Annotated in this window: 23 protein-coding genes and 2 tRNA genes; 11 read left to right on the top strand and 14 right to left on the bottom strand. The window is 70.5% G+C overall.

Annotated elements, in window-relative coordinates; genetic code table 11:
* The first annotated feature begins 163 nt into the window (after positions 1-163).
* Both PXH83_RS20730 and PXH83_RS20725 read left to right on the top strand, forming a co-directional pair.
* Positions 164-2551 carry a ribonucleoside-diphosphate reductase subunit alpha gene (locus PXH83_RS20730; RefSeq protein ID WP_274561895.1) on the top strand — a complete coding sequence of 796 codons (2388 nt, stop codon included), beginning with the start codon at positions 164-166 and terminating at the stop codon, positions 2549-2551.
* A gap of 2 nt (positions 2552-2553) precedes the next feature.
* Positions 2554-3576: a ribonucleotide-diphosphate reductase subunit beta gene (locus PXH83_RS20725; protein WP_274561894.1), complete on the top strand. Its 1023-nt coding sequence runs from the start codon at positions 2554-2556 to the stop codon at positions 3574-3576.
* A 6-nt stretch (positions 3577-3582) separates the two neighbouring features.
* Here PXH83_RS20725 and PXH83_RS20720 read toward each other — a convergent pair whose 3' ends face one another.
* Complete coding sequence (locus tag PXH83_RS20720; RefSeq protein ID WP_274561892.1) at positions 3583-4185, bottom strand: NADPH-dependent FMN reductase; 603 nt, start codon at positions 4183-4185, stop codon at positions 3583-3585.
* 163 nt (positions 4186-4348) lie between these two features.
* Between PXH83_RS20720 and PXH83_RS20715 the strand changes: the two genes are divergently transcribed.
* Both PXH83_RS20715 and PXH83_RS20710 read left to right on the top strand, forming a co-directional pair.
* Positions 4349-5203: a helix-turn-helix domain-containing protein gene (locus PXH83_RS20715; RefSeq protein ID WP_274561891.1), complete on the top strand. Its 855-nt coding sequence runs from the start codon at positions 4349-4351 to the stop codon at positions 5201-5203.
* Between the two features lie 212 nt (positions 5204-5415).
* Positions 5416-6384 carry a helix-turn-helix domain-containing protein gene (locus tag PXH83_RS20710; protein ID WP_274561890.1) on the top strand — a complete coding sequence of 323 codons (969 nt, stop codon included), beginning with the start codon at positions 5416-5418 and terminating at the stop codon, positions 6382-6384.
* A gap of 302 nt (positions 6385-6686) precedes the next feature.
* Here the strand turns inward: PXH83_RS20710 and def are convergent, their stop codons facing one another.
* From def to PXH83_RS20670, 8 genes are all read right to left on the bottom strand, one after another.
* On the bottom strand, positions 6687-7319 hold the full coding sequence (gene def / locus PXH83_RS20705; RefSeq protein ID WP_274561889.1) for a peptide deformylase: 633 nt from the start codon (positions 7317-7319) through the stop codon (positions 6687-6689).
* Between the two features lie 84 nt (positions 7320-7403).
* Positions 7404-8384: a tetratricopeptide repeat protein gene (locus tag PXH83_RS20700; protein ID WP_214920324.1), complete on the bottom strand. Its 981-nt coding sequence runs from the start codon at positions 8382-8384 to the stop codon at positions 7404-7406.
* 116 nt (positions 8385-8500) lie between these two features.
* The gene (locus PXH83_RS20695; RefSeq protein ID WP_274561888.1) at positions 8501-9805 is read right to left on the bottom strand and encodes an HD-GYP domain-containing protein; all 1305 of its coding nucleotides are present in this window, start codon (positions 9803-9805) and stop codon (positions 8501-8503) included.
* Positions 9802-11409 (bottom strand): HD-GYP domain-containing protein, encoded by a 1608-nt coding sequence (locus tag PXH83_RS20690; RefSeq protein WP_274561886.1) that lies wholly within the window; start codon positions 11407-11409, stop codon positions 9802-9804. Before PXH83_RS20690 ends, PXH83_RS20695 begins: the two co-directional genes overlap by 4 nt.
* A 184-nt stretch (positions 11410-11593) precedes the next feature.
* On the bottom strand, positions 11594-11896 hold the full coding sequence (gene rsrA / locus PXH83_RS20685; RefSeq protein WP_274561884.1) for a mycothiol system anti-sigma-R factor: 303 nt from the start codon (positions 11894-11896) through the stop codon (positions 11594-11596).
* Complete coding sequence (locus PXH83_RS20680) at positions 11893-12561, bottom strand: sigma-70 family RNA polymerase sigma factor (RefSeq protein WP_274562922.1); 669 nt, start codon at positions 12559-12561, stop codon at positions 11893-11895. The genes rsrA and PXH83_RS20680 overlap by 4 nt, the downstream gene beginning before the upstream one ends.
* Before the next feature lie 231 nt (positions 12562-12792).
* Positions 12793-13431 (bottom strand): alpha/beta hydrolase family protein, encoded by a 639-nt coding sequence (locus PXH83_RS20675; protein ID WP_274561883.1) that lies wholly within the window; start codon positions 13429-13431, stop codon positions 12793-12795.
* A 105-nt stretch (positions 13432-13536) separates the two neighbouring features.
* Positions 13537-14352, bottom strand: a complete 816-nt coding sequence (locus PXH83_RS20670) for an SOS response-associated peptidase (protein WP_274561882.1) — start codon at positions 14350-14352, stop codon at positions 13537-13539.
* Between the two features lie 49 nt (positions 14353-14401).
* Between PXH83_RS20670 and PXH83_RS20665 the strand changes: the two genes are divergently transcribed.
* From PXH83_RS20665 to PXH83_RS20650, 4 genes are all read left to right on the top strand, one after another.
* Positions 14402-15115 carry a M50 family metallopeptidase gene (locus tag PXH83_RS20665; protein ID WP_274561881.1) on the top strand — a complete coding sequence of 238 codons (714 nt, stop codon included), beginning with the start codon at positions 14402-14404 and terminating at the stop codon, positions 15113-15115.
* A 76-nt stretch (positions 15116-15191) separates the two neighbouring features.
* The gene (gene aroA / locus PXH83_RS20660) at positions 15192-16541 is read left to right on the top strand and encodes a 3-phosphoshikimate 1-carboxyvinyltransferase (protein ID WP_274561880.1); all 1350 of its coding nucleotides are present in this window, start codon (positions 15192-15194) and stop codon (positions 16539-16541) included.
* 12 nt (positions 16542-16553) lie between these two features.
* Positions 16554-17564, top strand: a complete 1011-nt coding sequence (gene rsgA / locus PXH83_RS20655; RefSeq protein WP_274561879.1) for a ribosome small subunit-dependent GTPase A — start codon at positions 16554-16556, stop codon at positions 17562-17564.
* A gap of 89 nt (positions 17565-17653) precedes the next feature.
* Complete coding sequence (locus PXH83_RS20650; RefSeq protein WP_274561878.1) at positions 17654-17977, top strand: DMT family transporter; 324 nt, start codon at positions 17654-17656, stop codon at positions 17975-17977.
* On the opposite strand, the gene PXH83_RS20645 is transcribed toward PXH83_RS20650, so the two are convergent.
* Positions 17943-18638, bottom strand: a complete 696-nt coding sequence (locus PXH83_RS20645; protein WP_274561877.1) for a TetR/AcrR family transcriptional regulator — start codon at positions 18636-18638, stop codon at positions 17943-17945. The genes PXH83_RS20650 and PXH83_RS20645 overlap by 35 nt on opposite strands.
* Before the next feature lie 127 nt (positions 18639-18765).
* Between PXH83_RS20645 and hisN the strand changes: the two genes are divergently transcribed.
* Both hisN and PXH83_RS20635 read left to right on the top strand, forming a co-directional pair.
* On the top strand, positions 18766-19560 hold the full coding sequence (hisN, locus tag PXH83_RS20640) for a histidinol-phosphatase (RefSeq protein ID WP_274561876.1): 795 nt from the start codon (positions 18766-18768) through the stop codon (positions 19558-19560).
* A 164-nt stretch (positions 19561-19724) separates the two neighbouring features.
* The gene (locus PXH83_RS20635; RefSeq protein WP_274561875.1) at positions 19725-20126 is read left to right on the top strand and encodes a CBS domain-containing protein; all 402 of its coding nucleotides are present in this window, start codon (positions 19725-19727) and stop codon (positions 20124-20126) included.
* A 103-nt stretch (positions 20127-20229) separates the two neighbouring features.
* Here the strand turns inward: PXH83_RS20635 and PXH83_RS20630 are convergent, their stop codons facing one another.
* The gene (locus PXH83_RS20630) at positions 20230-21699 is read right to left on the bottom strand and encodes a catalase (RefSeq protein WP_274561874.1); all 1470 of its coding nucleotides are present in this window, start codon (positions 21697-21699) and stop codon (positions 20230-20232) included.
* A 127-nt stretch (positions 21700-21826) separates the two neighbouring features.
* On the opposite strand from PXH83_RS20630, the gene PXH83_RS20625 reads away from it, so the two are divergent.
* Positions 21827-22243, top strand: coding sequence for a Fur family transcriptional regulator (locus tag PXH83_RS20625; protein WP_214920309.1), 417 nt, complete (start codon positions 21827-21829; stop codon positions 22241-22243).
* Between the two features lie 101 nt (positions 22244-22344).
* Here the strand turns inward: PXH83_RS20625 and PXH83_RS20620 are convergent.
* The 3 genes from PXH83_RS20620 to PXH83_RS20610 all read right to left on the bottom strand — a co-directional run bounded on the left by PXH83_RS20620 (position 22345) and on the right by PXH83_RS20610 (position 24868).
* Positions 22345-22418, bottom strand: a tRNA-Met gene (locus PXH83_RS20620).
* A 109-nt stretch (positions 22419-22527) separates the two neighbouring features.
* Complete coding sequence (locus PXH83_RS20615; RefSeq protein WP_274561873.1) at positions 22528-24546, bottom strand: tetratricopeptide repeat protein; 2019 nt, start codon at positions 24544-24546, stop codon at positions 22528-22530.
* Positions 24547-24794: 248 nt separating this feature from the next.
* Positions 24795-24868, bottom strand: a tRNA-Met gene (locus PXH83_RS20610).
* Positions 24869-24902 lie beyond the last annotated feature (34 nt).

The raw sequence follows: 24902 nt of genomic DNA, 5'->3' as shown, positions 1-24902 counted from the left end.
GCCGACGGCGCATCCGGCTCGACCGAACCGGATGCCGACACGCCGGGCCTCGCGGTTGGGCCGGTGGACGCTACGTGATGTACCGCCCTTCAAGGGTGTCGTGCGCCCGTACGCCCCCACCCCCTCCCCCGTCGGCCCCGAGCCGAGCGAGGGAGAGCACCCCGTGACCATCGCGCCAGCCGATCCGGCATCTGCCACAGCAACTGCCACGGCTACCGCCACGGAGTCGTCCGACGGACCCGGGACCGTACTTCTGCGGACCCTGACCGACCTCACCGCCGACCTTCCCGACACCGACCCGGGCAAGGTCGCCGCCGCGGCCCTGCGCGGCCGGAACGCCGGTTCCGACGCGGCCGAGTTGCGGGGGCTCGCCACCGACGCCGCCGCCGGTCTCATCTCCGAGGACCCGGCGTACTCGCGGCTCGCGGCCCGGCTGCTCACCCGCACGATCCGCGACGAGGCGGCGACGCAGGGCGTCCGTACCTTCTCGGAGTCGGTCTCCGTGGGCCACCGCGAGGGCCTCATCGCGGACCGTACGGCCGCCTTCGTCGCCACCCACGCCGCTCGCCTCGACGCGCTGATCGACCCCACTGCCGACGACCGCTTCGGCTACTTCGGCCTGCGCACGGTCTACAGCCGTTACCTGCTGCGCCACCCGATCACGCGCCAGGTCATCGAGACTCCGCAGCACTTCATGCTGCGCGTCGCGTCCGGCCTCGCCGAGAACGACTCCGCCCCGGCCGTCGACGAAGTCGCCTCCCTCTACCGGCTGATGAGCCGCCTCGACTACCTCCCGTCCTCCCCGACGCTCTTCAACTCCGGCACCCGGCACCCGCAGATGTCCTCCTGCTACCTGCTGGACTCGCCGCAGGACGAGCTCGACTCGATCTACGACCGCTACCACCAGGTCGCGCGCCTGTCGAAGCACGCGGGCGGCATCGGCCTCGCGTACTCCCGCATCCGCGCCCGCGGTTCGCTGATCCGCGGCACGAACGGGCACTCCAACGGCATCGTGCCGTTCCTGAAGACGCTCGACGCCTCGGTCGCGGCGGTCAACCAGGGCGGCAGGCGCAAGGGCGCCGCCGCCGTGTACCTGGAGACCTGGCACGCGGACATCGAGGAGTTCCTGGAGCTCCGCGACAACACCGGTGAGGACGCCCGGCGTACGCACAACCTGAACCTCGCGCACTGGATCCCCGACGAGTTCATGCGCCGCGTCGACGCCGACGCCGACTGGTCGCTGTTCTCGCCGTCGGACGCGCCCGAGCTGGTCGACCTGTGGGGCGACGAGTTCGACGCCGCGTACCGCAAGGCCGAGGCGGCGGGTCTGGCCCGCAAGACGATCCCGGCCCGTGACCTGTACGGCCGCATGATGCGTACCCTCGCCCAGACCGGCAACGGCTGGATGACCTTCAAGGACGCGTCGAACCGTACGGCCAACCAGACGGCCGAGCCCGGCTCCGTCGTCCACTCCTCCAACCTCTGCACCGAGATCCTGGAGGTCACGGACGACGGCGAGACGGCCGTCTGCAACCTCGGTTCGGTCAACCTCGGTTCGTTCGTCACCGAGGCCGGCGACATCGACTGGGAGCGCCTGGACGAGACGGTCCGTACCGCCGTCACCTTCCTCGACCGCGTCGTCGACATCAACTTCTACCCGACCGAGCAGGCGGGCCGCTCCAACTCCCGCTGGCGCCCGGTGGGCCTGGGTGCGATGGGCCTCCAGGATGTCCTCTTCAAGCTGCGGCTGCCCTTCGACTCCGCCGAAGCGAAGACGCTCTCCACGAAGATCGCCGAGCGGATCATGCTCGCCGCGTACGAGGCCTCCTGCGACCTCGCCGAACGCAACGGACCGTTGCCCGCCTGGTCCCAGACCCGCGCCGCGCGCGGCGTGCTGCACCCCGACCACTACGGCGTCGAGACGACCTGGCCGGAGCGGTGGGACGCGCTGCGCGCCCGTATCGCCAAGACCGGAATGCGCAACTCCCTGCTCCTCGCGATCGCGCCGACCGCGACCATCGCATCGATCGCGGGCGTGTACGAGTGCATCGAGCCGCAGGTCTCCAACCTCTTCAAGCGCGAGACGCTCAGCGGTGAATTCCTCCAGGTCAACGCCTACTTGGTGGAGGACCTGAAGAAGCTCGGCGTCTGGGACGCCCAGTCCCGCGAGGCGCTGCGCGAGGCCAGCGGCTCGGTCCAGGGCTTCAGCTGGATCCCGGACGAGGTACGAGCGCTGTACCGCACCGCGTGGGAGATCCCGCAGCGCGGACTGATCGACATGGCGGCGGCCCGTACGCCGTACCTCGACCAGTCGCAGTCCCTCAACCTCTTCCTGGAGACGCCGACCATCGGGAAGCTCAGCTCGATGTACGCGTACGCCTGGAAGAAGGGGCTGAAGACGACGTACTACCTGCGCTCGCGCCCCGCGACCCGCATCGCGCGCGCGGCCTCGGCCGCGGCCCCCATCCCCGTACAGCAGGCTCCGGCTCCCGACGCGGACGCGATCGCCTGCTCCCTTGAGAACCCCGAGTCCTGCGAGGCGTGCCAGTAATCATGAGTGACAAGGCTGCTACATCCAAAAACCTTCTCGACCCGGGCTTCGAGCTGACCCTGCGCCCCATGCGCTACCCGGACTTCTACGAGCGCTACCGGGACGCGATCAAGAACACCTGGACGGTGGAGGAGGTCGACCTCCACTCGGACGTCGCCGACCTCGCCAAGCTCACCCCCGGTGAGCAGCACATGATCGGCCGGCTGGTCGCGTTCTTCGCGACGGGCGACTCGATCGTCTCCAACAACCTGGTGCTGACCCTCTACAAGCACATCAACTCCCCCGAGGCGCGGCTGTATCTCTCCCGCCAGCTCTTCGAGGAGGCCGTGCACGTCCAGTTCTACTTGACGCTGCTCGACACCTATCTGCCCGACCCGGACGACCGCGCGGCGGCGTTCGACGCGGTCGAGGAGATCCCCTCCATCCGCGAGAAGGCGCAGTTCTGCTTCAAGTGGATGGACTCGGTCGAGAAGATCGACCGCCTGGAGACGAAGGCCGACCGCCGCCGCTTCCTGCTGAACCTGATCTGCTTCGCGGCGTGCATCGAGGGCCTGTTCTTCTACGGCGCCTTCGCCTACGTCTACTGGTTCCGCTCGCGCGGCCTGCTGCACGGCCTGGCGACCGGCACCAACTGGGTGTTCCGCGACGAGACGATGCACATGAACTTCGCGTTCGAGGTCGTGGACACCGTCCGCAAGGAGGAGCCGGAGCTCTTCGACGACGCCCTCCAGCAGCAGGTCACCGACATGCTGAAGGAGGCCGTCGAGGCGGAGCTCCAGTTCGGTCGCGACCTGTGCGGTGACGGCCTGCCCGGCATGAACACCGAGTCGATGCGCGAGTACCTCCAGTGCGTCGCCGACCAGCGCCTGGAGCGCCTCGGCTTCGCCCCGGTGTACGGCTCGGAGAACCCGTTCTCCTTCATGGAGCTCCAGGGCGTGCAGGAGCTGACGAACTTCTTCGAGCGCCGCCCGTCGGCGTACCAGGTCGCGGTCGAGGGCTCGGTCGCCTTCGACGACGACTTCTAGGAAGCCTCAGACCGCGAGCGGGCGGTCGCGCCTGGCGTCGTGGAGGACCGAGCCCCACCAGTGAAGCTGGTCGAGCAGGACCTTCGCGGCGCCGTTGGGCTCTTCGGGGTTCTTGAGGCTCCCGTCGGGGCTGAAGAGCTCGTAATACCGGGGGAACGAGACGTAGTCGCGGACCGTGTGGGCGTGCAGCTCGTTGAAGACCTGGCGGAGCTGTTCGATGGCCAGGAGGCCGCCGCTGCCTCCGCTGTAACCGACGAAGCCGATCGGCTTGGCCTGCCATTCGGTGTAGTGCCAGTCGACGGCGGCCTTGAGCGAGGCCGGGAAGCTGCGGTTGTAGTCCGGCGTCAGTACGACGACCGCGTCGGCGGCGGCGAGCCGGCGGGTGAGGGGCTCCATGCTCGCGGGGCGGGCCAGGTCGGGCTGCATCGCCGGCGGCACGGCCGGCAGCTCCAGCGGGATCGGCGTATCCGCCAGGTCGATGAGGTCTACGGTGAACCGGCCGTGCTGCTCGGCCTGTTCGACGAACCAGTTGGCGACGACCGGTCCGAACCGGCCCTCCCTGACGCTTCCGATGACGACCGCGAGATTGAGGGGCGTCTCACTGTGCATGGCTGTGCTCCTTGTCCGGTTGTCCGGCATACGAGGTGTGGGAGTGACCCGTCGGGGTCACGTCCCTCAATCTGCCGGGCGCAGCCGGGACCAGGAAGGCCGGGCCGAGACTGGTAGTGGCAGGGCCACGATCCGGTCCGGCAGCCGGTGTTACGTTCGGAAGGTGAGCGACAACGAGCTGGGCCTCTTCCTGCGCATCCGCCGTGAAGCCGTCACACCCGCCGAGGTGGGGCTGCCCACCGGCGCCCGCCGCCGCACACCGGGCCTGCGCCGCTCCGAGCTGGCCACGCTTGCGGGCGTCAGCGTCGAGTACGTGACACGTCTGGAGCAGGGGCGCGACCGCCGGCCCTCCGCCCAGGTGCTGTCCGCGCTGGCCGACGCGCTGCGGCTGACCGCGAGCGAGCGCATCCACCTGCACCGCCTCACCAAGGCGGCCGACGCGGGATTCAACTGCATGGGCGGCGCGTCACCCGTCCGTACGGTACGGCCCACCGTGCGGGCACTCCTCGACCGGCTGGAGCCCACACCCGCCGTGCTGGTCAACCGGCTGAGCGAGATCCTCGCCCGCACGGAGGGCTACGAGCGGCTGGCGGGCCCGATCGGCCTGCTGGACGGCACGCCGCCGAACCTCGCCCGCTTCGTGTTCACCGACCCCCGGGCGCGTACCGCGTACCCCGACTGGGGCCTCGTCGCCGACGAGCAGGTGGCGGCGCTCAAGCAGGGCCCTTTCCGGGCGGACGCGCATGTCGCGGTGCTCGCCGACGAGTTGACCGTCACCGCCGGGGCGGACTTCAGCGGGCGCGTGGACACGCTGCCGGGGCTTCCGAGGTCCAGCGGCGTCACCCGCCTCGTGCACCCGGAGGCGGGCGAGCTGAGGCTGGCGTACGAGACGCTCGAACTGCCCGCCGACGACGACCAGCGCCTCATCGTTCACCTGCCGGCCGACGACAGCACGTCCGTCGCGATGGACCGCCTGACCGGCCGCCGGCCGGGCGCCCTGCGTGCTGTTTCAGGCTGACGCGGGCGGGGGTTCCCGGCCTCCCGGAGCTGCCGGTCGATCCGGCGTTCTCTGGCGTGTCCGATGAAGGAAGGGAGGGTGAGGAGCAGGAAGACGGTCAGGACTGCGAGGTAGTTCAGGAAGGTTGTCATGGCTCCACTGTGGTCTTTCCCGCCCAGAAAAGTGAGTGGCAGGACTGTCATGGAACGTCGAATTGCTGCCACACTGCGAGCATGCTGAAAAACGTGGCCGTGGCGCTGGTCGACGGAGTCAATCCCTTCGAACTCGGCGTCATCTGTGAGGTGTTCGGTATCGACCGCAGCGATCAGGGGCTGCCGGTCTACGACTTCGCGGTCTGCGCCGCCGAACCGGGCCCGCTGAGCGCCCGTTCCGGCGCCTTCTCCATCTCCGTACCGCACGGACTCGACCGGCTGGACAGCGCCGACCTCATCGCCATCCCCGCCGACCAGCACTGCGAGGCCCGCACCTACCCCGAGCCGCTGCTCGACGCCCTGCGCCGGGCCGTCGACCGCGGGGCCCGGGTGCTCAGCGTCTGCTCGGGCGCGTTCGTACTGGGCGCGGCGGGGCTGCTGGACGGGCGCCGGTGCACGACCCACTGGCGGCACTCCGCAGAGCTGGCCCGCCGCCATCCGCGGGCACGGGTCGAGCCGGATGTACTGTACGTCGACGAGGGCCCGGTCATCACGTCGGCCGGCACGGCCGCCGGGATCGACGCCTGCTTGCATGTCGTACGCCAGGAACACGGTTCCGAGGTCGCCAACACCATCGCCCGCCGCATGGTCGTCCCGCCGCACCGCGACGGCGGACAGGCGCAGTACATCGAGCGTCCGCTGACGTACGCGCGCTGCGACACGGTGGGCGGGGTGCTGGCCTGGATGGAGCGGCATCTGGACCAGGAGATGACCGTGGAGCAACTGGCCGAACGGGCGCACATGTCGCCCCGGACGTTCGCGCGCCGCTTCCTCCAGGAGACGGGCACGACGCCGTACCGCTGGCTGCTGCGCCAGCGGGTCCTCCTCGCCCAGGAGTTGCTGGAGGCGACGGACCACACGGTGGACGCGATCGCGGGCCGCGCGGGGTTCGGGAACGCGGCGGCGCTGCGTCATCAATTCGTACGGTCACTGGGCACGACCCCGAACGCCTACCGCCGCACATTCCGGGGGCCGGCACAGGCCGCGTAGGGTCCGTGCCGGCCTTCCGGTGCGGCCGTCAGGAGGGGGCCGTAGCGGCCAGCGCGTCAATCATGAGCATGACAATACTGAGCGCACATCTCGCGGTACGTCGGAGCATTGGACCTCCATGCCGGGAAACGGGGAGCACAGGAGCGGGGCACGCCCGAGACTGACGCCCCCCTGGACGCGCGTCAACAGGGCGTCGGCCAGGGTCATTTGTCCGACCAATGGCGACGGTGACGGCAGCGAAGAGGGCCCCGCACCGGCGAACCGGCGGCACGGGGCCCTCTTGGCGTCGTACGTACGCGAGATCAGTCGTTCGGGACGACCTCGTAGCGCGGCGTGCCCTCTGCCATCTGCTTCAGCGCGTCCTTGCGGTCGCGCTTCGACAGACGGTCGATGTACAGGTAGCCGTACAGGTGGTCCGTCTCGTGCTGGAGGCAGCGCGCGAAGTAACCGCTGCCGCGCACCTTGATGGCGTTGCCCCGGGCGTCCTGGCCGTGCACGACCGCGTAGTCGGGGCGGGCCAGTTCGGCGTACGCCGTGGGGACGGACAGGCAGCCCTCGTTCGCCTCGTCCAGATTGCGCTGGTCCTGCGGGAGGTCTTCGAGGACCGGGTTGCAGACGACACCGACGTGGCGCACACCGTCGTCGTCCATGCAGTCGTAGACGAAGACCTTGAGGTCGACACCGATCTGGTTGGCGGCGAGGCCGACGCCCTCGGCCGCCCGCTGGCTGGCGAACATGTCGTCGATCAGCGCGGCCAGCTTGTCGTCGAACTCGGTGACGTCCTTGCACTCCTTGTGGAGGACCGGGTTGCCGACGACGGTGATGGGGCGGGCGGTGCCGCGCGCGCGGTACGCCTGCTCGCGCTCCTCGGTGTCCTCCGTGTCCACGACGAACCCGTCGTTGATGACCTGCTGGTCCGTCTCCTGCTGCGACATGTCCGCCGTACGCCTTCCTCAAAACCCCGGAACACCGAATGATGTGCCCATACAGCCTAAGGGCACCGCCCGGGGCACGTGGCCTCAGCAGACTTCTTCGAGGTCCCGCCACTCGCGGCTGTCCGGACTGTCGGCGACCCAGCCGTCCAGCAGACCCCGGACGAGACCGGCCGGTGCCGCTATGCCGCACTCGCGCTCCGGCACCCACAGCTCGCCGGCCGTGCGGTGGCCGAGCGGCCCCGGGTGTCCCGGTTCACTGTGGTCGTGCGGGTCCAGGTGCTCGCCGTCGCCCTCGTCGCTGGGCATCTGCGACTCGGAGCAGGCGCGGCAGAGCAGCCGTACGGACGACGACCAGTCCTCGGCGGCGAATCCCGCGTCGGCGGCCAGCCGCTCCAGGGCGTCCCTGTCGGCCTCGGTCGCCGCCTCCAGGAGCACCACCCAGGTGGGCACGGGCGAGGGAGCCCAGAGCTCGATCTCGTCGAAGACGGGGAACGAGGGCCCCGCGGCCGTGACGCGCTCGCCGTGCGGTACGCCGTCGTGCAGGACGACCTCGCCCCAGCGCCGCCCAGACGAGGGCAGCGGAATCGACAGCACCTCGATACGGGCCGGGTCGAGTCTGCGGCCCCACACCACTTCGGCCTCGCCCTCGGGCGACAGGCGGACGGCGGCGCTGCCGAGCTCCATGCCGACGGGCTCGCCGCTCTCGGTGGGCTCACCGGGCACCTTGAGGCCGTACGCCTGCCAGGCGCGGCGCGCGAGCGGCCAGTCCTGGAGGGCGGTGGCCGCGATGCCGACGTTCCACCAGTCCGGAGCGCCGGTCTCCCGGTCCAGGAGCGCGACGGCTCGCAGTCCCGCCGACCGTGCCTGTTCCCAGTCGTGCCGGAACTTGTGCAGCAGCGCGAGGTTGAACCAGGACTCGGACAACCAGGGTTCGAGATCCGCCGCGCGCGTCAGCAGCGCCCCCGCGTCCTCGTACCGACCGTCACCGATCAGCGTGAACGCGCGGTCGGTGGCCTGCCGCCACGAGGCGGAGGGCCGATGCCGTACCTTCCCGAAGATCCTCACGATTCCCGCCTGCCGGTCGCTGAAGGGCCAGTACCCCCGGGCACCTTCTACTTCGACTTTCTCCTCTTCTTTGCATCCAACCATGCCCGGTCACAGGGGCGCTCATTACCCATGGGTTACCCAGGTGGGGACGGGGTCAGACCGCCTCGCGACAGGACGCGCGCCAGGGATTCCACGACCTCGGGCTGATAGTCGTTTCCCGTGCCCAGGCGGAGCTGTTCCAGGGCGCTGAGCGGTCCGCCCAGTCCCCCGCCGCTTTCCCCCGAGAGATCGTCGTATGCGTTGACGGCGCGGACGATTCGGGCGGGCAGCGGCTGCTCCCGGTACGGGTCGGCCTGCCGCTCCACGACCACGGCGACCTCGGCGGGCACCCCGGTCTGACGTACGACGGCTCCGCCGAGCAGGGCGATGCGGCGCTGTTCCGCGGGCGGCAGGGAGGCGGTGGCCCCTGCGGGGACAGGGTCGAGGAGGGAGAGCTGTCCGATGTCGTGCATCAGGGCGGCGTACTCCAGGACCGTGAGGTCGGGCTCCGAGAGGCCGAGCTCGCGGCCGACGGCGCCGCTGAGGAGGGCGACGCGGCGTGCGTGGCCCGGCGGGGTGTAACCGGCGATCTCGGTGGCGCGGGCCAGGGAGGTGATGGTCTGGCGGTACGTCGTACGGACGGCCGCGAACCGCCGGAACGCCATCTGGGTGAGCAGCAGCGGCACGCAGAAGACTGGCAGCGCCCACAGTCCGGCGACGGCGACGCCGAGCGCCATGACGGCCCCCGTGGCGCAGACGGCGGAGCCGATCCCGAGCAGGGCCCGCAGCTCGTCCCTGAGCAGCGGGCCGTACGGATAGCGGGTGCGGGCACGTGCCATGGCGGCGGCGATCACGGCGTCGCACAGGGCGGTGAGGGCGAGGAGGAAGAGCAGGCAGATCGCGTAGTACGGGCCGTGACCGAGCCACTCCCGCAACATCCCGGAGTTGTACAGCGGCTGGAAACAGACGGCCGCGAAGGCGACGGTGAGGACGCGGCGGGCGACCTGGCCGACGTCGGGCCCGTGCCCGCGCGCGATGTGCGGCACCGCCCCGACGAGGGCGGCGGTCACGACCACGGCGACGACCTGGAGCACGCCGTGGGTGGTGGGCTGCGCGGCGTTCTGCCCGAGCAGGGCGTAGGCGAGGGCGCCGGCGGAGCCGAGCGGCGTGGGCTCCCGCTCGGGTCCCCGGGCGCCCCAGCGGGCGAGCTCGCCGACGGTGATGAGAACCCCGAAAGCGAGGGCGACACCGGGCTCGGCCAGCCCGTACCAGAGGGTGCTGCCGAGGGCGTAGGCGGTGAGCGCTGCGGCGGCGCAGTACACGAGCGCAAGAGCCGACGGCGGCTGCGCCCTCCTGCGCCTCGGTACATGCCCGCTGAGGCCCCACGGGACGGCACTCATGCGGACCGTCCGGAGTCAGGAGCGAGAGCGGAGTCGGGAGCAAGGGCGGAGTCGGGAGCGGGGCCAGGACCGGGATCGGGGCCAGGACCGGCGGGGCCGGGACCGGCGGGGCCGGGACCGGCGGGGCCGGGACCGGCGGCGGGGCCAGGACCCGGGGCGGGGGGCGCATGGGGGGTGCGCGCGGGGGGCGCATGGGGGGCGTGACCGGGCGGGACGTTTCCTCTGGACGCGCTTTGGGTATCTGCGGCGACTCGTGCGGGCGGCGGGGTCTGTTCGTCCGCGGTCACCGGCTGGTGCCAGCCGTGCCGGTCCAGGGCCCGGATCAGTGCCGCCACCATGACCGGGTCGAACTGCGTCCCCGCGCACCGGTCCAGCTCCTCCACCGCCGTACCGACCGGCCTGGCCCGCTGGTACGAGCGGTTCGACGTCATCGCGTCGAACGCGTCGGCGACGGCGACGACCCGCGCGAACTCCGGGATCTGGGTGCCCGCCAGACCGTACGGATACCCACTGCCGTCGAGCCGCTCGTGGTGGTGCAGGATCGCGGACCGCGCCTCGCCGAGGAAGCCGATGCCGCGGACCATTTCGTGCCCGTACTCGGGATGCAGCTCGATGACGCGGCGCTCCTCTGGTGTCAGCGGGCCGTCCTTGCGCAACAGCCGTGTGGGGACGCCGAGTTTGCCGACGTCGTGCAGGATTCCGGCGAAGCGCAGGACCTCGATGCGGTCCTCGTCCATGCCCAGCTCTCGCGCGATCATCACGGAGGCCCGGCCGACGCGTTCGCTGTGCCCGCGGGTGTACCGGTCCTTGATGTCGACGGCCTGTACGAGGGCGCGGATGGTGGCCTGATGGGCGGCGCGCTCGCGGTGGTACTGCGCGAAGATCCAGCAGGAGATGTACATCGGGAGGAGGACGAAGAGCGCGGCGAGGGGGCCGTACGGACTCCGCCACAGGACGGCCATCATCAGCCCGGCCAGACCCTGCACGCAGTGCGGAGCGAGGGACCGCAGCAGCAGCCCTCGCCAGGCGCTGCGGACGGGCAGCCGTTCGGCGGTGGCGAGAATGCCGCCGTCGAGGGCGCACAGGACCAGGCAGAAGGCGAGTACGGCGGCGCCGGCGGGCACCATGACGTACGGAAAGTCGGGCACCGCCGCGTGCGCCGCCGAGGTCCCTGCGCCCGCCCCTGCACCCGCTCCCCCGCCGCCGAGCGGGGCCCGGCCGTCGAGGGCCGTGCAGACGTGCGCCGCGGCCCAGGCGGCGAGCGCGAGCTGCGCCGCGCGCCAGGCCCGCCGTACCGCGCGAGGGCGCCGCTCGACATGGCCGACGAGCGCCCCCGGTACGGCGACGAGCGCGGCGGCCGACGGCGGCAGGAGCAGCGCGGCGGCGAGCAGCACCGGGAAGAAGGACCCCGCCCCGACCCGTACGGCGCTGACGAGGAAGGGCCGACGGCCGAGCAGCTCGCAGGCGGCGTACACCACGGCGAGCAGCGTGACGGGGCCCCACGGGGTGCGGGCGGCGGGGTGGAAGGCGGGGAGGACACAGCAGGCGGCCGCGAGCAGCGCACAGAGGATGTACGCCCGCGCCGCACCCGTCAGAGCTCTCACCAGGTTCGCTCCCGCGTCCGTTACCGTTCGCCCGCGCCAATTCGTGCGCCACGCTAGCGAGTTGAACGGGTGGGAACAGAACGAAGGGGCCGATTAGCACGTTCGAGTGATAATCGGCCGCTTTCGTCCCGGCGTACGCAGACGCACTGCACAGACGCGCTGCGCGCGGAGGCTAGGACAAGCCCTAGGCCTCCTCTGTCACAGCCGTCACATCCTGGTCGGGCACGGCCTGACCGGAGCGGATCAGGTCGATGCGCCCCATGACCTTGGCCCGCAGGTCCGCCGGTACGTCGTCACTGCCGCAACAGCGCTTCACCAGCTTCTTCACGGCCTGTTCGAGGCCGTACTTCTCCAAGCAGGGGGAGCACTCCTCGAAGTGCACCTCGAACTTGTTGCAGTCGCTGTCGGGCATCTCGTGGTCGAGGAACTCGTAGAGATGATCCAGGACCTCTGAGCAGTCAGTCTCGTGCGGCTCTCCGCAGCTCATGAGTCCGAACCTTTCCCGTCGTTCGACTCCCCGGCTCCCGCCGGTACCAGCCCGCGGTCACGCGCGTAGTCCTCAAGCATGCCGCGCAGTTGACGACGGCCCCGGTGCAGCCGGGACATCACCGTGCCGATGGGTGTACCCATGATGTCCGCGATCTCCTTGTACGCAAAGCCCTCCACATCCGCGAGATAGACCGCTATGCGGAACTCCTCGGGGATCGCCTGCAGCGCGGACTTTACGTCCGAGTCGGGCAGGTGGTCGAGCGCCTGCGTCTCGGCGGAGCGCAGGCCCGTCGACATGTGCGACTCGGCGCGTGCGAGCTGCCAGTCCTCGATCTCCTCGGCGGCGCTGCGCTGAGGTTCGCGCTGCTTCTTCCGGTACGTGTTGATAAAGGTGTTCGTCAGAATGCGGTAAAGCCATGCCTTCAGATTCGTACCCTCGCGGAACTGGTGGAAGGACCCGTACGCCTTGGCATACGTCTCCTGCACCAGGTCCTCCGCGTCGGCCGGATTACGTGTCATACGCAATGCGGCGGAGTACATCTGGTCGAGGAAACCAAGAGCGTCACGCTCGAAGCGCGCGTTGCGCTCGGCGGTGGTCTCCGGCGTGTTCTCCTCCGCCTGGCCGTCGTCGGTCCCCCTGTCGGTCCCAGTGACCGGACCCACCTCCTCCAACGCCTTGGCAGGACCGAATGCGGACCCGCTCGAATCGGAGGATAGACGACGATCCGACCCGGCCGCCGCCCGACGAGGGGCGGTTTTGGCCGCACTGAGCACCGTCCACTCCAGGTCAGCGGTGTTCGAGCGGCTCGGGCAGATGGTCGAACCCATGCGACGGACTCCCTCTCCACGTACGTGCTGCGTATGTCGTCGCACCGAACAACAGAGGTGTCGTGCTCAGCATTCCCGCAGGCCGTCGATCCAGGTCGCGACGCCGCTCGTGATCACTTCGAGGACCTGTTCCTCCGTCGACCCGGCCTTCTTCGGCACGGCGAAACCATGATCGGCGTACGGCACCTCCAGGAGCTCGTAATCGCCCTCGGGGAACTCGGCGGGCTTCCCGAACGGATCGTTTCCGCCCTGTACGACCAGGGTGGGTACGCCCGCCCCGAGCAGCTCGTCCGCCCGGGACTTCTCGGGCCTGCCGGGAGGGTGCAGCGGAAAGCTCAGCGCCAGCACGGCACAGGCCCCCAGTTCGACCGCCGTACGGCACGCCACCCGCGCCCCCGCACTGCGCCCGCCGGCCACCACCGGCAGCCCGGCCTTGGCCAGCGCGGGCCACAGGTCGCGCCACCCGGCGTCCAGGGTCTTGGGGGCGGGCGCGAGCTTCTTCCCGGCCACGCGCCAGGGCTGCTCCACCAGAGCGACGGTGACCCCGCGCGGCGGCAGGGCGGCAGCGAGCCCCTGCAGGTCCCGGGCCCCGATGCCGCCCGCGGCGCCATGACTCACGGCCAGCACTATGCGCGGCTTCCTGGCCTCGGCCCAGGTGATCCGCGCCTCACCGACACCCGTCTCAACGATCTCGCTCTGCGTCACGCCCCCATCCTGCCTTTCCGCGCGTACGGCGCGGGGTCGACCCACCCACGCGCCCGCGACAGGCACCGCACCCCGCGTCAGCGCACACGCACCGCGCGCCCCGCCTCAGAACAGCGTCCCCACCTCCGGCGCCGCCAGCTCCTCCAGCAGCTCCGGGCCGTTGTTCTTGACGTTGCTCACCGCCGTGCTCACGGGATAGGCCCGCATCAGCCCGCCAGGCGGCGGCGCCAGCAGTGTCCGTACGTCCTCGATGTCCGTACGGGCCGGATTCAGCCACGCATCCCACCGGTCCGGCGTCACCATCAGCGGCATCCGGGGGTGGATGTCGGCCAGCGACCCGGGGCCCTCGGCCGGTGCCACCGCCAGCGGTGACTTCTCCGCCTCGGTGGTGATCACCGAGCACGTCACCCACCACGCCTGCGGATGGTCACCCGGCAGGGTCGGATCGCGCCAGAAGTCGTAGAGACCGGCCATCGCCATGACCGACCCGTCCGCCGGGGTCACGAAGTACGGCTGCTTCCGGGCCCGCTTCTTCTTCCCCTCCACCTCCAGCTGACGCTCGTCCGCGCCGGTGACCCACTCGTAGTAGCCGTCGGCCGGGACGAGACAGCGCCGCGAAACGAACGGCTGCTTGAACGACGGCTTCTCGTGCACCGACTCGGCCCTCGCGTTGATCATCCGAGCCGCGCCCTCGGGTGACTTCGCCCACGACGGCACGAGCCCCCACTTCATCTTCCTCAGCTGCCGAACCGGACGCCGATCGGCTGCGTCTTTGAGAGGACGCTCCAGGACCACGTGGACTTCCTTGGTGGGAGCCACATTCCAGTCCGGCGCGAGCGCCTCCTTCGGCTCCCACTTCTGCACATCGAAGAGCCCGACGAGGTCCTCGGGCCTCCGGCTCGCTGAATACCGTCCGCACATAAGTGCCACACTGCCACGACTGCCCAGACCTCAAGGAGCCGCCCGAACAATGGACAGCACCCATCTCGGCGCCCTGTGGGACCGCGTCTTCGGCGCGCAGCCCGACCCCGATCAATGGCTCGTGATAGCCACGGCCGCCGTCGCCCTCGCCGTCGTCGTCCCGCGCGTCGTCTGGCGCCTGTCGCGCAACGCCATCACCATCGCCCACGAGGGCGGCCACGGCCTGATCGCTCTCCTCACCGGCCGCAGCCTGGACGGCATCCGCCTCCACTCCGACACGAGCGGCCTCACCGTCAGCCGCGGCAAGCCGACCGGCATCGGCATGATCCTCACGGCCGCCGCCGGTTACACCGCCCCGCCGCTCCTCGGCCTCGGCGGCGCCTGGCTGCTCGCCGCGAACCACATCACGCTCTTCCTCTGGATCGCCACCGCCCTGCTCATCGCCATGCTGGTGATGATCCGCAACGCGTACGGGGCGCTCACCGTGATCCTCACGGGTGCGGCCTTCCTGCTGATCTCCTGGCTGACCTCACCGGAGGTCCAGGCCGCTTTCGCGTACGCCGCTGTCTGGTTCATGCTCATCGGCGGCGTACGACCCGCCTTCGAGCTCCAGTCCAAGCGCCGCCACGGCGGAGCCCCCGATTCCGACGCCGACCAGCTGTCACGCCTCACGCACGTGCCTGCCGCGATGTGGCTGTTCCTCTTCCATACGGTGTCGGTGTGTGCGCTGCTGGGCGGCGGCCGCTGGCTGCTGGACATCTAGCACCCTTGAGTTACGCCCCGGTTTCGGCGCATTTGATCAAGATCTGTGTCCGCCACATGCCACTAAAGTGAAAGCCATGACCGAAAGCCCCGTGCACCCCGACCTCTGGCCCGCCCCTCACACGAGCACAGCCGTCGACGCGACCGTCACCGTGCCCGGCTCGAAATCGGTCACCAATCGTGGTCTCGTCCTGGCCTCCCTCGCCGCCGAACCCGGCTGGCTGCGCCACCCCCTGCGCTCCCGCGACACCCTGCTGATGGCCGAGGCCCTGCGCGCGCTGGGCGTCGGCATCGAGGAGACGGTGTCGTCCAGCTCTTCCGTCACGGGAAGCCCCGACGGCTCAGGCGAGGCCTGGCGCGTGATCCCGGCCGGGCTGCACGGCCCCGCCACGGTCGACGTCGGCAACGCCGGCACGGTGATGCGCTTCCTGCCCCCCGTCGCGGCGCTCGCCGACGGTCCGGTCCGCTTCGACGGCGACCCCCGTTCGTACGAACGCCCGCTGGGTGCCGTCATCGAGGCGCTGCGCACGCTCGGCGCCCGTATCGACGACGACGGCCGCGGCTCGCTGCCTCTGACCGTGCACGGCGGCGGCGCACTGGACGGCGGCCCTGTGGAGATCGACGCGTCCTCGTCCTCGCAATTCGTGAGCGCGCTCCTGCTGTCCGCCCCGCGCTTCAACCAGGGCGTGGAGGTGCGCCACACCGGCGCCGTCCTCCCCTCTCTCCCGCACATCCGGATGACCGTCGACATGCTGCGCAGCGTCGGCGCACAGGTGGACACCCCGGAATCCGGCGGCGAGCCGAACGTCTGGCGGGTCTCCCCCGGCGCCGTACTGGGCCGCGACCTGACCGTCGAGCCCGACCTCTCCAACGCCCAGCCGTTCCTCGCCGCCGCCCTGATCACCGGCGGCCGCGTCACCATCCCGGACTGGCCGGAGCACACCACCCAGCCCGGCGACGCGCTGCGCGAGATCTTCACCGAGATGGGTGGCTCGTACGAGCTGACCGAGCAGGGCCTGACCTTCACCGGCATGGGACGTGTCCGGGGCATCGACGTGGATCTCGGCGACGTCGGCGAGCTGACCCCCGGCATCGCGGCCGTCGCGGCGCTGGCCGACTCCGAGTCCGTCCTGCGCGGCGTCGCGCACCTGCGGCTGCACGAGACCGACCGGCTGGCCGCCCTCACCAAGGAGATCAACGAGCTCGGCGGCAACGTCACCGAGACCGAGGACGGCCTGCGCATCAGGCCGCGCCCCCTGCACGGCGGGGTGTTCCACACGTACCACGACCACCGCATGGCGACCGCAGGCGCGATCATCGGCCTCGCCGTCAAGGGCGTACAGATCGAGAATGTCGCGACCACCGCCAAGACGCTCCCGGACTTCCCACGCATGTGGACCGGCATGCTCGGGCTCGCGGAAAACTGACGGGCTGACGAGATGCGCCGATACGGCAAGAACCCCGACGAGGACGACATCCGGGTCCGCCCGAACCGCAAGGGCAACCGGCCTCGCACCCACACCCGCCCCAAGCACGAGGACGCCGTCGAAGGCTTCGTCCTGACCGTCGACCGGGGCCGTCTCACCTGCCTCGTCGACGGCCGTACGGTCATGGCGATGAAGGCCCGCGAGCTGGGCCGCAAGGCCGCGGTTGTCGGCGACCGCGTCAGCATCGTCGGCGATCTCTCCGGCGACAAGGACACCCTCGCCCGCATCGTCCGGATCGAGGAGCGCAAGTCGGTCCTGCGGCGCACGGCCGACGACGACGACCCGTTCGAGCGCGTGGTCGTCGCCAACGCCGACCAGCTGGCCATCGTCACGGCGCTGGCCGATCCCGAGCCGCGCCCGCGCATGATCGACCGCTGTCTGGTGGCGGCGTACGACGCCGGGCTCGAACCGCTCCTCGTACTGACCAAGTCGGACCTGGCGTCGCCGGAGCCGCTGCTCCAGGCGTACCGCCCGCTCGGTGTCCCGTACCTCGTGACCAGCCGCGAGGAGCTGGAGAGCGGGGCGGCGACGGCCATGGTGCGCGAGCACCTCGACGACCGGGTCACGGCCTTCGTCGGCCACTCCGGCGTCGGCAAGACGACCCTCGTCAATACGCTCGTACCGGAGGAGCGGCGGCGTACGACCGGCCTGGTCAACGCGGTCACGGGCCGAGGCAGGCACACCACCACATCGGCGCTCGCGCTGCCGCTCTCGGGCGGCAAGGGCTGGGTGATCGACACGCCTGGCGTGCGGTCCTTCGGCCTGAACCACATCGACCCGTCGCGCGTCATCCATGCCTTCCCGGACCTGGAGCCGGGGACGGAGGAGTGTCCGCGCGGCTGCAGCCACGACGAGGCGGAGTGCGCGCTGGACCAGTGGGTGGCCGACGGTCACGCCGATCCGGCCAGGCTCGACTCACTGCGGCGGCTGCTGGCCACGAGGGAGCGGCGGGAAGGCGACTGAGAGCGCCGCGTTTACCCCTTCCCCGCTCTTGGTAAGTGCATAATCGCACTTAGTGAGACGAAGCAGTCACCGACCCGGGAGGAAAGACCATGCCGTGGCTGCTCGTGGTGGTGGCCGGTCTGTTCGAGACCGGCTTCGCGGTGTGCCTCAAGCTCTCCCACGGTTTCACCAGACTCTGGCCCACGGTCGCCTTCTGCGCGTTCGCCCTGGCCAGCTTCGGCCTACTGACCCTCTCGCTGAAGAAGCTCGACGTCGGGCCGGCGTACGCGGTGTGGACGGGCATCGGTGCGGCCGGCACCGCGATCTACGGAATGATCTTTCTCGGTGACGTGGTGTCGACGCTCAAGATCATCTCGATTTCGCTGGTGATCGTCGGCGTCATCGGTCTCCAGCTCTCCGGCTCGTCCCAGTGAGGCCGTTGCCGAGCACGGCCCGCAGCAGCCTCCTGAAGTCCTCGCCGGATTCGCCGTTTCCCGCAGACCCACCGGGCGCGACGACGTACGAGAGCGCGAGCCGCACCGCCAGCTCGCAGCGGTTCGCGACCGCCCCGGCCTCTTCCTTGGCGTACCCCCGCTCCAGCACGGCCACCGCCCGGTCCCGCACCGCGGCGGCCAGTTCGGCGGGCCCGGGATGCCCCGCGTCGGCGCGGCGCTGAGCCGGGACCGGGGACATCGAGACACCGCCGAGGTGGGTCCTGGCCGGGCTGGGCGCGGGGAGCCGCTCGCTCCAGCAGCCGGTGAGCAGGGCCCGTACGAGCGGATTGGCGCGGGCGGCGGCGACGGTCCACTCCGCGACGGCCAGGAGCCGGTCCTGGACCATTTCGGCGCGGTCGGCCGGCATCCGGTCCACCGGCACCCGCTCGACCAGCGCCCGCTCGACACCCGCCAGATACGTGTCGGCCTCGCGGCGCACGAGGGCGCGGGCGAGGCCGTCCTTGCTGCCGAATTCGTTGTAGAGGGTCTGCCGGGAGACCCGGGCTGCCGCGGCAACGTCGACCATCCGCACCCGGGACCACGGCCGGCCCGCGACTGCGGTGAAGGCGGCGTCCAGTAGGGCTTCTCGCGCTGTGGGCATGGCGTTGCCTCCCCGCCTGTCAGAGTTGACTCGCGGTCCGGCACTGTCAAGAGCCCGCGGGTCGGGGGCAGTGCCCGCACGGCGAGACCATGTGGTTTGCGCAGAAGCCGGTCGATACTGTTCGGTCATGCCCGACTATCACGATGATCTGCGCTTTGCCCATGTCCTCGCGGACGCCGCGGACGCCACGACGATGGAGCGCTTCAAGGCTCTGGATCTGAAGGTCGAGACCAAACCGGACATGACGCCGGTGACCGAGGCCGACAAGGCCGCCGAAGAGCTGATCCGCAGCCACCTGCACCGCGGCAGGCCGCGCGACGCCGTACTGGGCGAGGAATACGGACTTCAGGGCACGGGCCCGCGGCGCTGGGTGATCGACCCGATCGACGGCACCAAGAATTACGTACGCGGCGTGCCGGTCTGGGCGACGCTGATCTCGCTCATGGAGGCGGGCGAGAACGGCTTCCAGCCCGTGATGGGCGTCGTGTCCGCGCCCGCGCTGGGCCGCCGCTGGTGGGCGGCGAAGGGCGGCGGCGCGTACACCGGCCGCAGCCTCACGTCCGCGACGCGACTGCATGTTTCCAAGGTCGACAAGATCGAGAACGCGTCCTTCGCGTACTCGTCACTCACCGGCTGGGAGGAGCGAGGCCGCCTCGACGGCTTCCTCGACCTGTCCCGCGACTGCTGGCGGACGCGCGGATACGGCGATTTCTGGCCGTACATGATGGTCGCCGAGGGGTCGGTGGACATGTGCGCGGAGCCGGAGCTCTCGCTGTGGGACATGGCCGCGAACGTGATCATCGTCCAGGAGGCGGGCGGCGTGTTCACCAGCCTCGACGGTGTGACAGGCCCGCACGGCGGCAACGCGGCGGCCTCCAACGGCCTGCTCCACGAGGAGTTGCTGAGCTACATCGGCGGGTGAGGCGGGGCGTACATCGACGCGTGACGGTGGGGGCGCGCACGGCAATACGCCTCACGCGCCCCCTTGATGGCGTCCCTGGCGGCTGCCACTCTGAGAGCGACCCCACTTGTGAATTTGTGAATTGGTTCTCACAGGGCCGGTTCACCAAGGAGGTGGCTCTGTCCATGCTCGTCCGTGACGCCATGAGCACGGTGGTCCTCACCATCGGCCCCGCCCACACACTCCGCCAGGCAGCCCGACTGATGGCGGAGCGCCGCGTCGGCGCCGCCGTCGTCCTCGACCACGACGCCGGCGGGCTCGGCATCCTGACCGAACGCGACATCCTCATCTCGGTCGGTACGGGCCAGGATCCCGACCACGAGACCGCAGGCATGCACACCACCACCGACGTCGTCTTCGCCGCACCCTCCTGGACCCTGGAGGAGGCCGCGGAGGCCATGACGCACGGCGGCTTCCGCCATCTCGTCGTCCTGGACGGAAACGGCCCGGTCGGCGTCGTCTCCGTACGGGACATCATCCGCTGCTGGGCCCCGGCCCGCAGGCACCCGACCGCCCTGGCCGGCTGAGCCCCGCGCACAGTCCGGCGTACACAAGTCCGGCGCGTACGCACACAGAGGGCCGGACTCCCCCGGGGGAATCCGGCCCTCTGTCTACGACAAGCGGTCCGTACTAGCCGCGCAGGGCCTGGACCGCGGCTTCCAGCCGCTTGCCGAAGTCACCGTCGGCCTGACGGAAGTTGTTGACCGCACGCTCCGCGATGTCGTCGCGCGACACCTTGGAGATGAACCCGGCGAGGTTCTCGATCAGACGGCCCTTCTCGTCCTCGGACATCATCCGGTACAGGTTGCCCGCCTGGACGAAGTCGTTGTCCTCGGCGTGGCTCGGGGCCTCGTGGTTGCCCGTGCCGCCCGTGACCGGGATGGGCTGCCACAGCGGCTTGTCCGTCTGGAAGGGACCGCCGAAGCTGTTGGGCTCGTAGTTCTTGGCGCCCTTGTGGCGGCCGTCGTACAGGTACCCGTCACGAGAGTTGGTGCGCGCCTCGGTGGCGTGCGGGCGGTTCACCGGCAGGTGGTCGGCATTGATGCCGACGCGGTAGCGGTGGGCGTCGCCGTACGCGAAGAGACGACCCTGAAGCATCTTGTCCGGGGACGGGCCGATGCCCGGCACGAAGTGCGCGGGGCTGAAGATCGACTGCTCTACCTCGGCGAAGATGTTCTCCGGGTTGCGGTTGAGCTCCAGCTTGCCGATCTCGATCGGCGGGTAGTCCGCGTGCGGCCAGACCTTGGTCAGGTCGAACGGGTTGAAGCGGTACGCCGCCGCCTCGGCCGCCGGCATGATCTGCACCTGCACGGTCCAGGACGGGAAGTCGCCGCGCTCGATGGCCTCGCGCAGGTCGCGCTGGTGCGAATCCGGGTCCTCACCGGCGAGCTTGTTGGCCTCGTCCTGGGTGAGGTTCTTGATGCCCTGGTCGGTCTTGAAGTGGTACTTGACCCAGAAGACCTCGCCGGCCTCGTTGTTCCACTGGTACGTGTGCGAGCCGTACCCGTTCATGTGGCGCAGCGTGGCGGGGATACCGCGGTCACCGAAGAGCCAGGTGACCTGGTGGGTCGACTCGGGGCTCAGACCCCAGAAGTCCCACACGTTGTCGGCTTCCTGCGAGCCCGTGTACGGGTCGCGCTTCTGCGTGTGAATGAAGTCGGGGAACTTGATGGCGTCCTTGATGAAGAAGACGGGCGTGTTGTTCCCTACGAGGTCGTAGTTCCCCTCTTCCGTGTAGAACTTCAGCGCGAAGCCACGCGGGTCACGGACGGCGTCGGCGGAACCGAGGTTGCCGGCGACGGTCGAGAACCGGAGGAAGGTCTCGGTCTGCTTGCCGACCTCGGAGAGGAACTTGGCGCGCGTCCACTGCGAGACGTCACGGGTCAGCGTGAAGGTGCCGTACGCACCGGCGCCGCGGGCGTGCACGATGCGCTCCGGTATGCGCTCCCGGTTGAAGTGCGCGAGCTTCTCCAGCAGTGCCTGGTCCTGGACCAGAACGGGACCGCCGACGCCAGCGGTCTCGCTGTTCTGGTTGTCGGCGACCGGCGCGCCGGCCTCCGTGGTGAGCGGTCCCTGCGTCACGTGCGCCTCCTGCGTCATTCCTGACAAGTCCTGTCCCTTGGCGTATGCCGGTGTCGATCCTACAATGGACTTTGTCTAAGTCAAGCAAGCATCCAAAGTCACACCTGTTCGGGACCTGGGTCCCACCACTGTTAGGCTGGGCGGCATGAGTGACCTGTTGGAACGACTGCGCGGACGCGGCTGGCGTATGACCGCTCAGCGGCGCGTCGTGGCTGAAGTCCTCGACGGGGAGCACATCCACCTGACCGCCGACGAGGTGCATGCGCGGGCGGTGGCCAAGCTGCCCGAGATCTCGCGCGCGACGGTCTACAACACGCTGGGCGAGATGGTTTCCCTCGGCGAGGTGCTGGAAGTGTCCACGGACCGCCGCGCCAAGCGGTACGACCCGAACGCACACCAGCCGCACCAGCACCTGGTGTGCGCACAGTGCGGCGCCATCCGCGACGTACACCCGGCGGGCAACCCGCTGGCGGACCTCCCGGATACGGAACGCTTCGGCTTCACGATCTCGGACGTAGAAGTCACCTACCGAGGCCTCTGCCCAAACTGCGCTTCCGCCTGAGAGGCGTGTGCCCACCGGCCCGCACGGCCGGCCCCACCCCTGCAAACACTGAAGGCCCGGATCTCAATCGAGATCCGGGCCTTCAGTGTCTACTTCTTCAGTAGCGGGGACAGGATTTGAACCTGCGACCTCTGGGTTATGAGCCCAGCGAGCTACCGAGCTGCTCCACCCCGCGTCGGTAAACCCGACTGTACGTTGTCACGCCCGACCAGCGCAAATCCCTTCTCGCACCGCGCCCGCGCCCACATCCGCACCGGCACCGGCACCGGCACCGGCACCCCGCACTACGCGGTGAGCTCCTGATGCAGCGCCTCCCGCAACCGCGCCGCCCGCTCCGCGACCTCCGGCGGACCCAGCTGCACCGCCCGCGCACACCACCGCTCCCCCTCGTCCAGCTCACCGTGCCGCGCGGCAAGCAGCGCCAGACGCAGCGCGGCCCGACCGTGGCCGGCCTGCGCCGCGCGGGACCACCACAGAGCCGCCTCGGGCTCGCTGCCCTCACGGGCCAGCAGCAGCCCGAGGTTGAACGCACCGTTACGGCTGCCGGCCTCCGCGGCCTCGCGGTACCAGCGCGCGGCGCCCTCAAGGTCACCGCGGCCCGCAGCGAGCATGCCCACCCGCACCTGCGCGCGCCGGTGGCCCTGCTCGGCAGCGCGCTCGTACCACTCCTCGCACTCGCTCTTCTCGGTCAGCGCCTCACCGAGCGCGGGCGGACCCGCGGGCGGCTGCCTGCTGTCGAGCAGCGTGGCGAGGCGGAAGGCGGCCTCGGCGTTGCCGCTCCCCGCGGCGCAGCGCAGATGGCGCTCGGCGTCCTGCTCCTCACCGTCCCTGAGCAGGGCGATGCCGACCTGGAGCGCGGCCTCCGTGTGCCCGGCGGCCGCCGCGCGCTCGTACCAGACGAAGGCCGTACGGTCGTCGTCGCGCCCAGCGTGGAGGATGCCGAGGTTGAAGGCGGCGTCGACGCTGCCGGCCTCGGCGGCCTTGGAGAACCAGGGCTCGGCGCCGGCCGCATCGCCGCCCTGCAGCAACAGAATGGCGAGCGCGTTGGCGGCCTCACGGTGGCCCGCGTAGGCGGCTCGACGGTACCACTGGTCGGCCTGGGCGGTACGCCCCTGGGCCGCGCAGAGCAGCCCGAGGTTGTACGCCCCGTTCACGTCACCGGCGTCCAGGGCAGCCCGGTACCAGCGCTCGGCGGTCTGCTGCTCGCCACGGGCGGCATGCAGGGCGCCCAGCGCGTTGGCCGCGTTGCCGTCGCCGTCCTGGGCGGCACGCAGCCACCAGACGGCGGCGCTCTCCTCGTCGCCCGCGTCACGCAGCAGGAAGCCCAGCGCGCACGCGGCCCGGGCCTCGCCGTCCTTGGCGGAGGTCAGGTACCAGCGCCCGGCCTCCTTGAGCTCGCCCCGCCCTTCGAGGATCGCGCCGAGGTGCAGGGCGGCACGCCGGTGCCCGCGCGCTGCGGCCTGCCGGTACCACTGCTCGGCCTCGACGGCGGCATCCGGCTCGGCGGCGACGGCATGCCGGGTTCCGGTGCTGCTGCCTGGGCCGGTTCCGGTACCAGTACCCGAGCCGACGGCTGCGTGACGGGTGCCCGTGCCGAAGTCGAGGTAGCCGGGGCCCAGCCTGCCCCGTCCCACACCGGTGTCCGTACCGGCCCTGCGGGCGCCCGTACGGCCGGAGCCACCGCCCGCATCCCCGCCGGAGTCAGCCGCGCCCCCTCCCGCGTGCGCCTCCGCGGCCGCGCGGCGGTCCAGCGTGCGGGCAAGGCGGTACGCCGCTTCGCGGTGGCCCTGCTCGGCGGCGGCGCGCAGCCAGCGCTCGGCGCCCACGTCGCTGCGGTGTTCCAGCAGGTCGGCGAGGGCGTACGCCCCCAGCGCATGGCCCTGCTCGGCGGACTGGCGCAGCCAGTACTCGGCGGCGGGCTCGTCGCCGCGCTCGCGGTAGTGCCTGCCGAGGGCGTGCGCGGCGGCGGCGGACCCGGCCACAGCGGCGATGCGCCACCAGCCGGCCGCCTCGTCGGCATATCCGCGCTGGTGGAGGAGGACGCCGAGGTTGTTGGCCGCGGCGCGGTCGCCGTCGGCGGTCGCGGCGCGCAGATGCGGTTCGGCACCGTCGAGGTCACCGCGGCGCAGCAGCAGCGAGCCGAGCACGCTCATGGACTCGGTGTCGCCGCTCTCGGCAGCGCGCCGGTGCCGCGCCTCCGACTCGGCCTCGGCGGTGTCCACGGTGTCCACAGCGTGCTCTTGATGTCGCTGCACAAACCGCCCTGTCTCCAACAGAGTTGTCCTGTCCCCCATAAAACCCATCGTCGCACCACCCGCAACCCGCGTACACCTGGTATACCGCAGCCAGTGAGGTCACTTCAGCGTTTTGTCGACATGCCCACAGAGAGACACTCCAAACGCCTCAACACCAACTCCGCCCGTCGGAACCACACTTCGTACGGGCGCACGAACCCGCAGGCATACGCACAGGCATACGCATACGCATAGGCACTCAGGCACACGACGAGGGCCCGGATCTCTTTCGAGATCCGGGCCCTCGTCTTCTTCAGTAGCGGGGACAGGATTTGAACCTGCGACCTCTGGGTTATGAGCCCAGCGAGCTACCGAGCTGCTCCACCCCGCGTCGTTGTGTTCAAACAGTACCACGACGCGGGACA

This window comes from Streptomyces spiramyceticus (assembly GCF_028807635.1).
Classification (GTDB): Bacteria; Actinomycetota; Actinomycetes; order Streptomycetales; family Streptomycetaceae; genus Streptomyces; species Streptomyces spiramyceticus.
The sequence above is the reverse complement of the archived record's forward strand: the minus strand, read 5'-3'. Positions and strand labels throughout refer to the sequence as shown.

Excerpts from the sequence above, each read along its gene's own strand:
- PXH83_RS20725 (WP_274561894.1), top strand. The coding sequence starts at position 2,554 with ATGAGTGACAAGGCTGCTACATCCAAAAACCTTCTCGACCCGGGCTTC.
- PXH83_RS20720 (WP_274561892.1), bottom strand. The coding sequence starts at position 4,185 with ATGCACAGTGAGACGCCCCTCAATCTCGCGGTCGTCATCGGAAGCGTC.
- PXH83_RS20710 (WP_274561890.1), top strand. The coding sequence starts at position 5,416 with ATGCTGAAAAACGTGGCCGTGGCGCTGGTCGACGGAGTCAATCCCTTC.
- def (WP_274561889.1), bottom strand. The coding sequence starts at position 7,319 with ATGTCGCAGCAGGAGACGGACCAGCAGGTCATCAACGACGGGTTCGTC.
- PXH83_RS20695 (WP_274561888.1), bottom strand. The coding sequence starts at position 9,805 with ATGAGTGCCGTCCCGTGGGGCCTCAGCGGGCATGTACCGAGGCGCAGG.
- rsrA (WP_274561884.1), bottom strand. The coding sequence starts at position 11,896 with ATGAGCTGCGGAGAGCCGCACGAGACTGACTGCTCAGAGGTCCTGGAT.
- PXH83_RS20670 (WP_274561882.1), bottom strand. The coding sequence starts at position 14,352 with ATGTGCGGACGGTATTCAGCGAGCCGGAGGCCCGAGGACCTCGTCGGG.
- PXH83_RS20665 (WP_274561881.1), top strand. The coding sequence starts at position 14,402 with ATGGACAGCACCCATCTCGGCGCCCTGTGGGACCGCGTCTTCGGCGCG.
- aroA (WP_274561880.1), top strand. The coding sequence starts at position 15,192 with ATGACCGAAAGCCCCGTGCACCCCGACCTCTGGCCCGCCCCTCACACG.
- rsgA (WP_274561879.1), top strand. The coding sequence starts at position 16,554 with ATGCGCCGATACGGCAAGAACCCCGACGAGGACGACATCCGGGTCCGC.
- PXH83_RS20650 (WP_274561878.1), top strand. The coding sequence starts at position 17,654 with ATGCCGTGGCTGCTCGTGGTGGTGGCCGGTCTGTTCGAGACCGGCTTC.
- PXH83_RS20645 (WP_274561877.1), bottom strand. The coding sequence starts at position 18,638 with ATGCCCACAGCGCGAGAAGCCCTACTGGACGCCGCCTTCACCGCAGTC.
- hisN (WP_274561876.1), top strand. The coding sequence starts at position 18,766 with ATGCCCGACTATCACGATGATCTGCGCTTTGCCCATGTCCTCGCGGAC.
- PXH83_RS20635 (WP_274561875.1), top strand. The coding sequence starts at position 19,725 with ATGCTCGTCCGTGACGCCATGAGCACGGTGGTCCTCACCATCGGCCCC.
- PXH83_RS20630 (WP_274561874.1), bottom strand. The coding sequence starts at position 21,699 with ATGACGCAGGAGGCGCACGTGACGCAGGGACCGCTCACCACGGAGGCC.
- PXH83_RS20625 (WP_214920309.1), top strand. The coding sequence starts at position 21,827 with ATGAGTGACCTGTTGGAACGACTGCGCGGACGCGGCTGGCGTATGACC.
- PXH83_RS20615 (WP_274561873.1), bottom strand. The coding sequence starts at position 24,546 with ATGGGTTTTATGGGGGACAGGACAACTCTGTTGGAGACAGGGCGGTTT.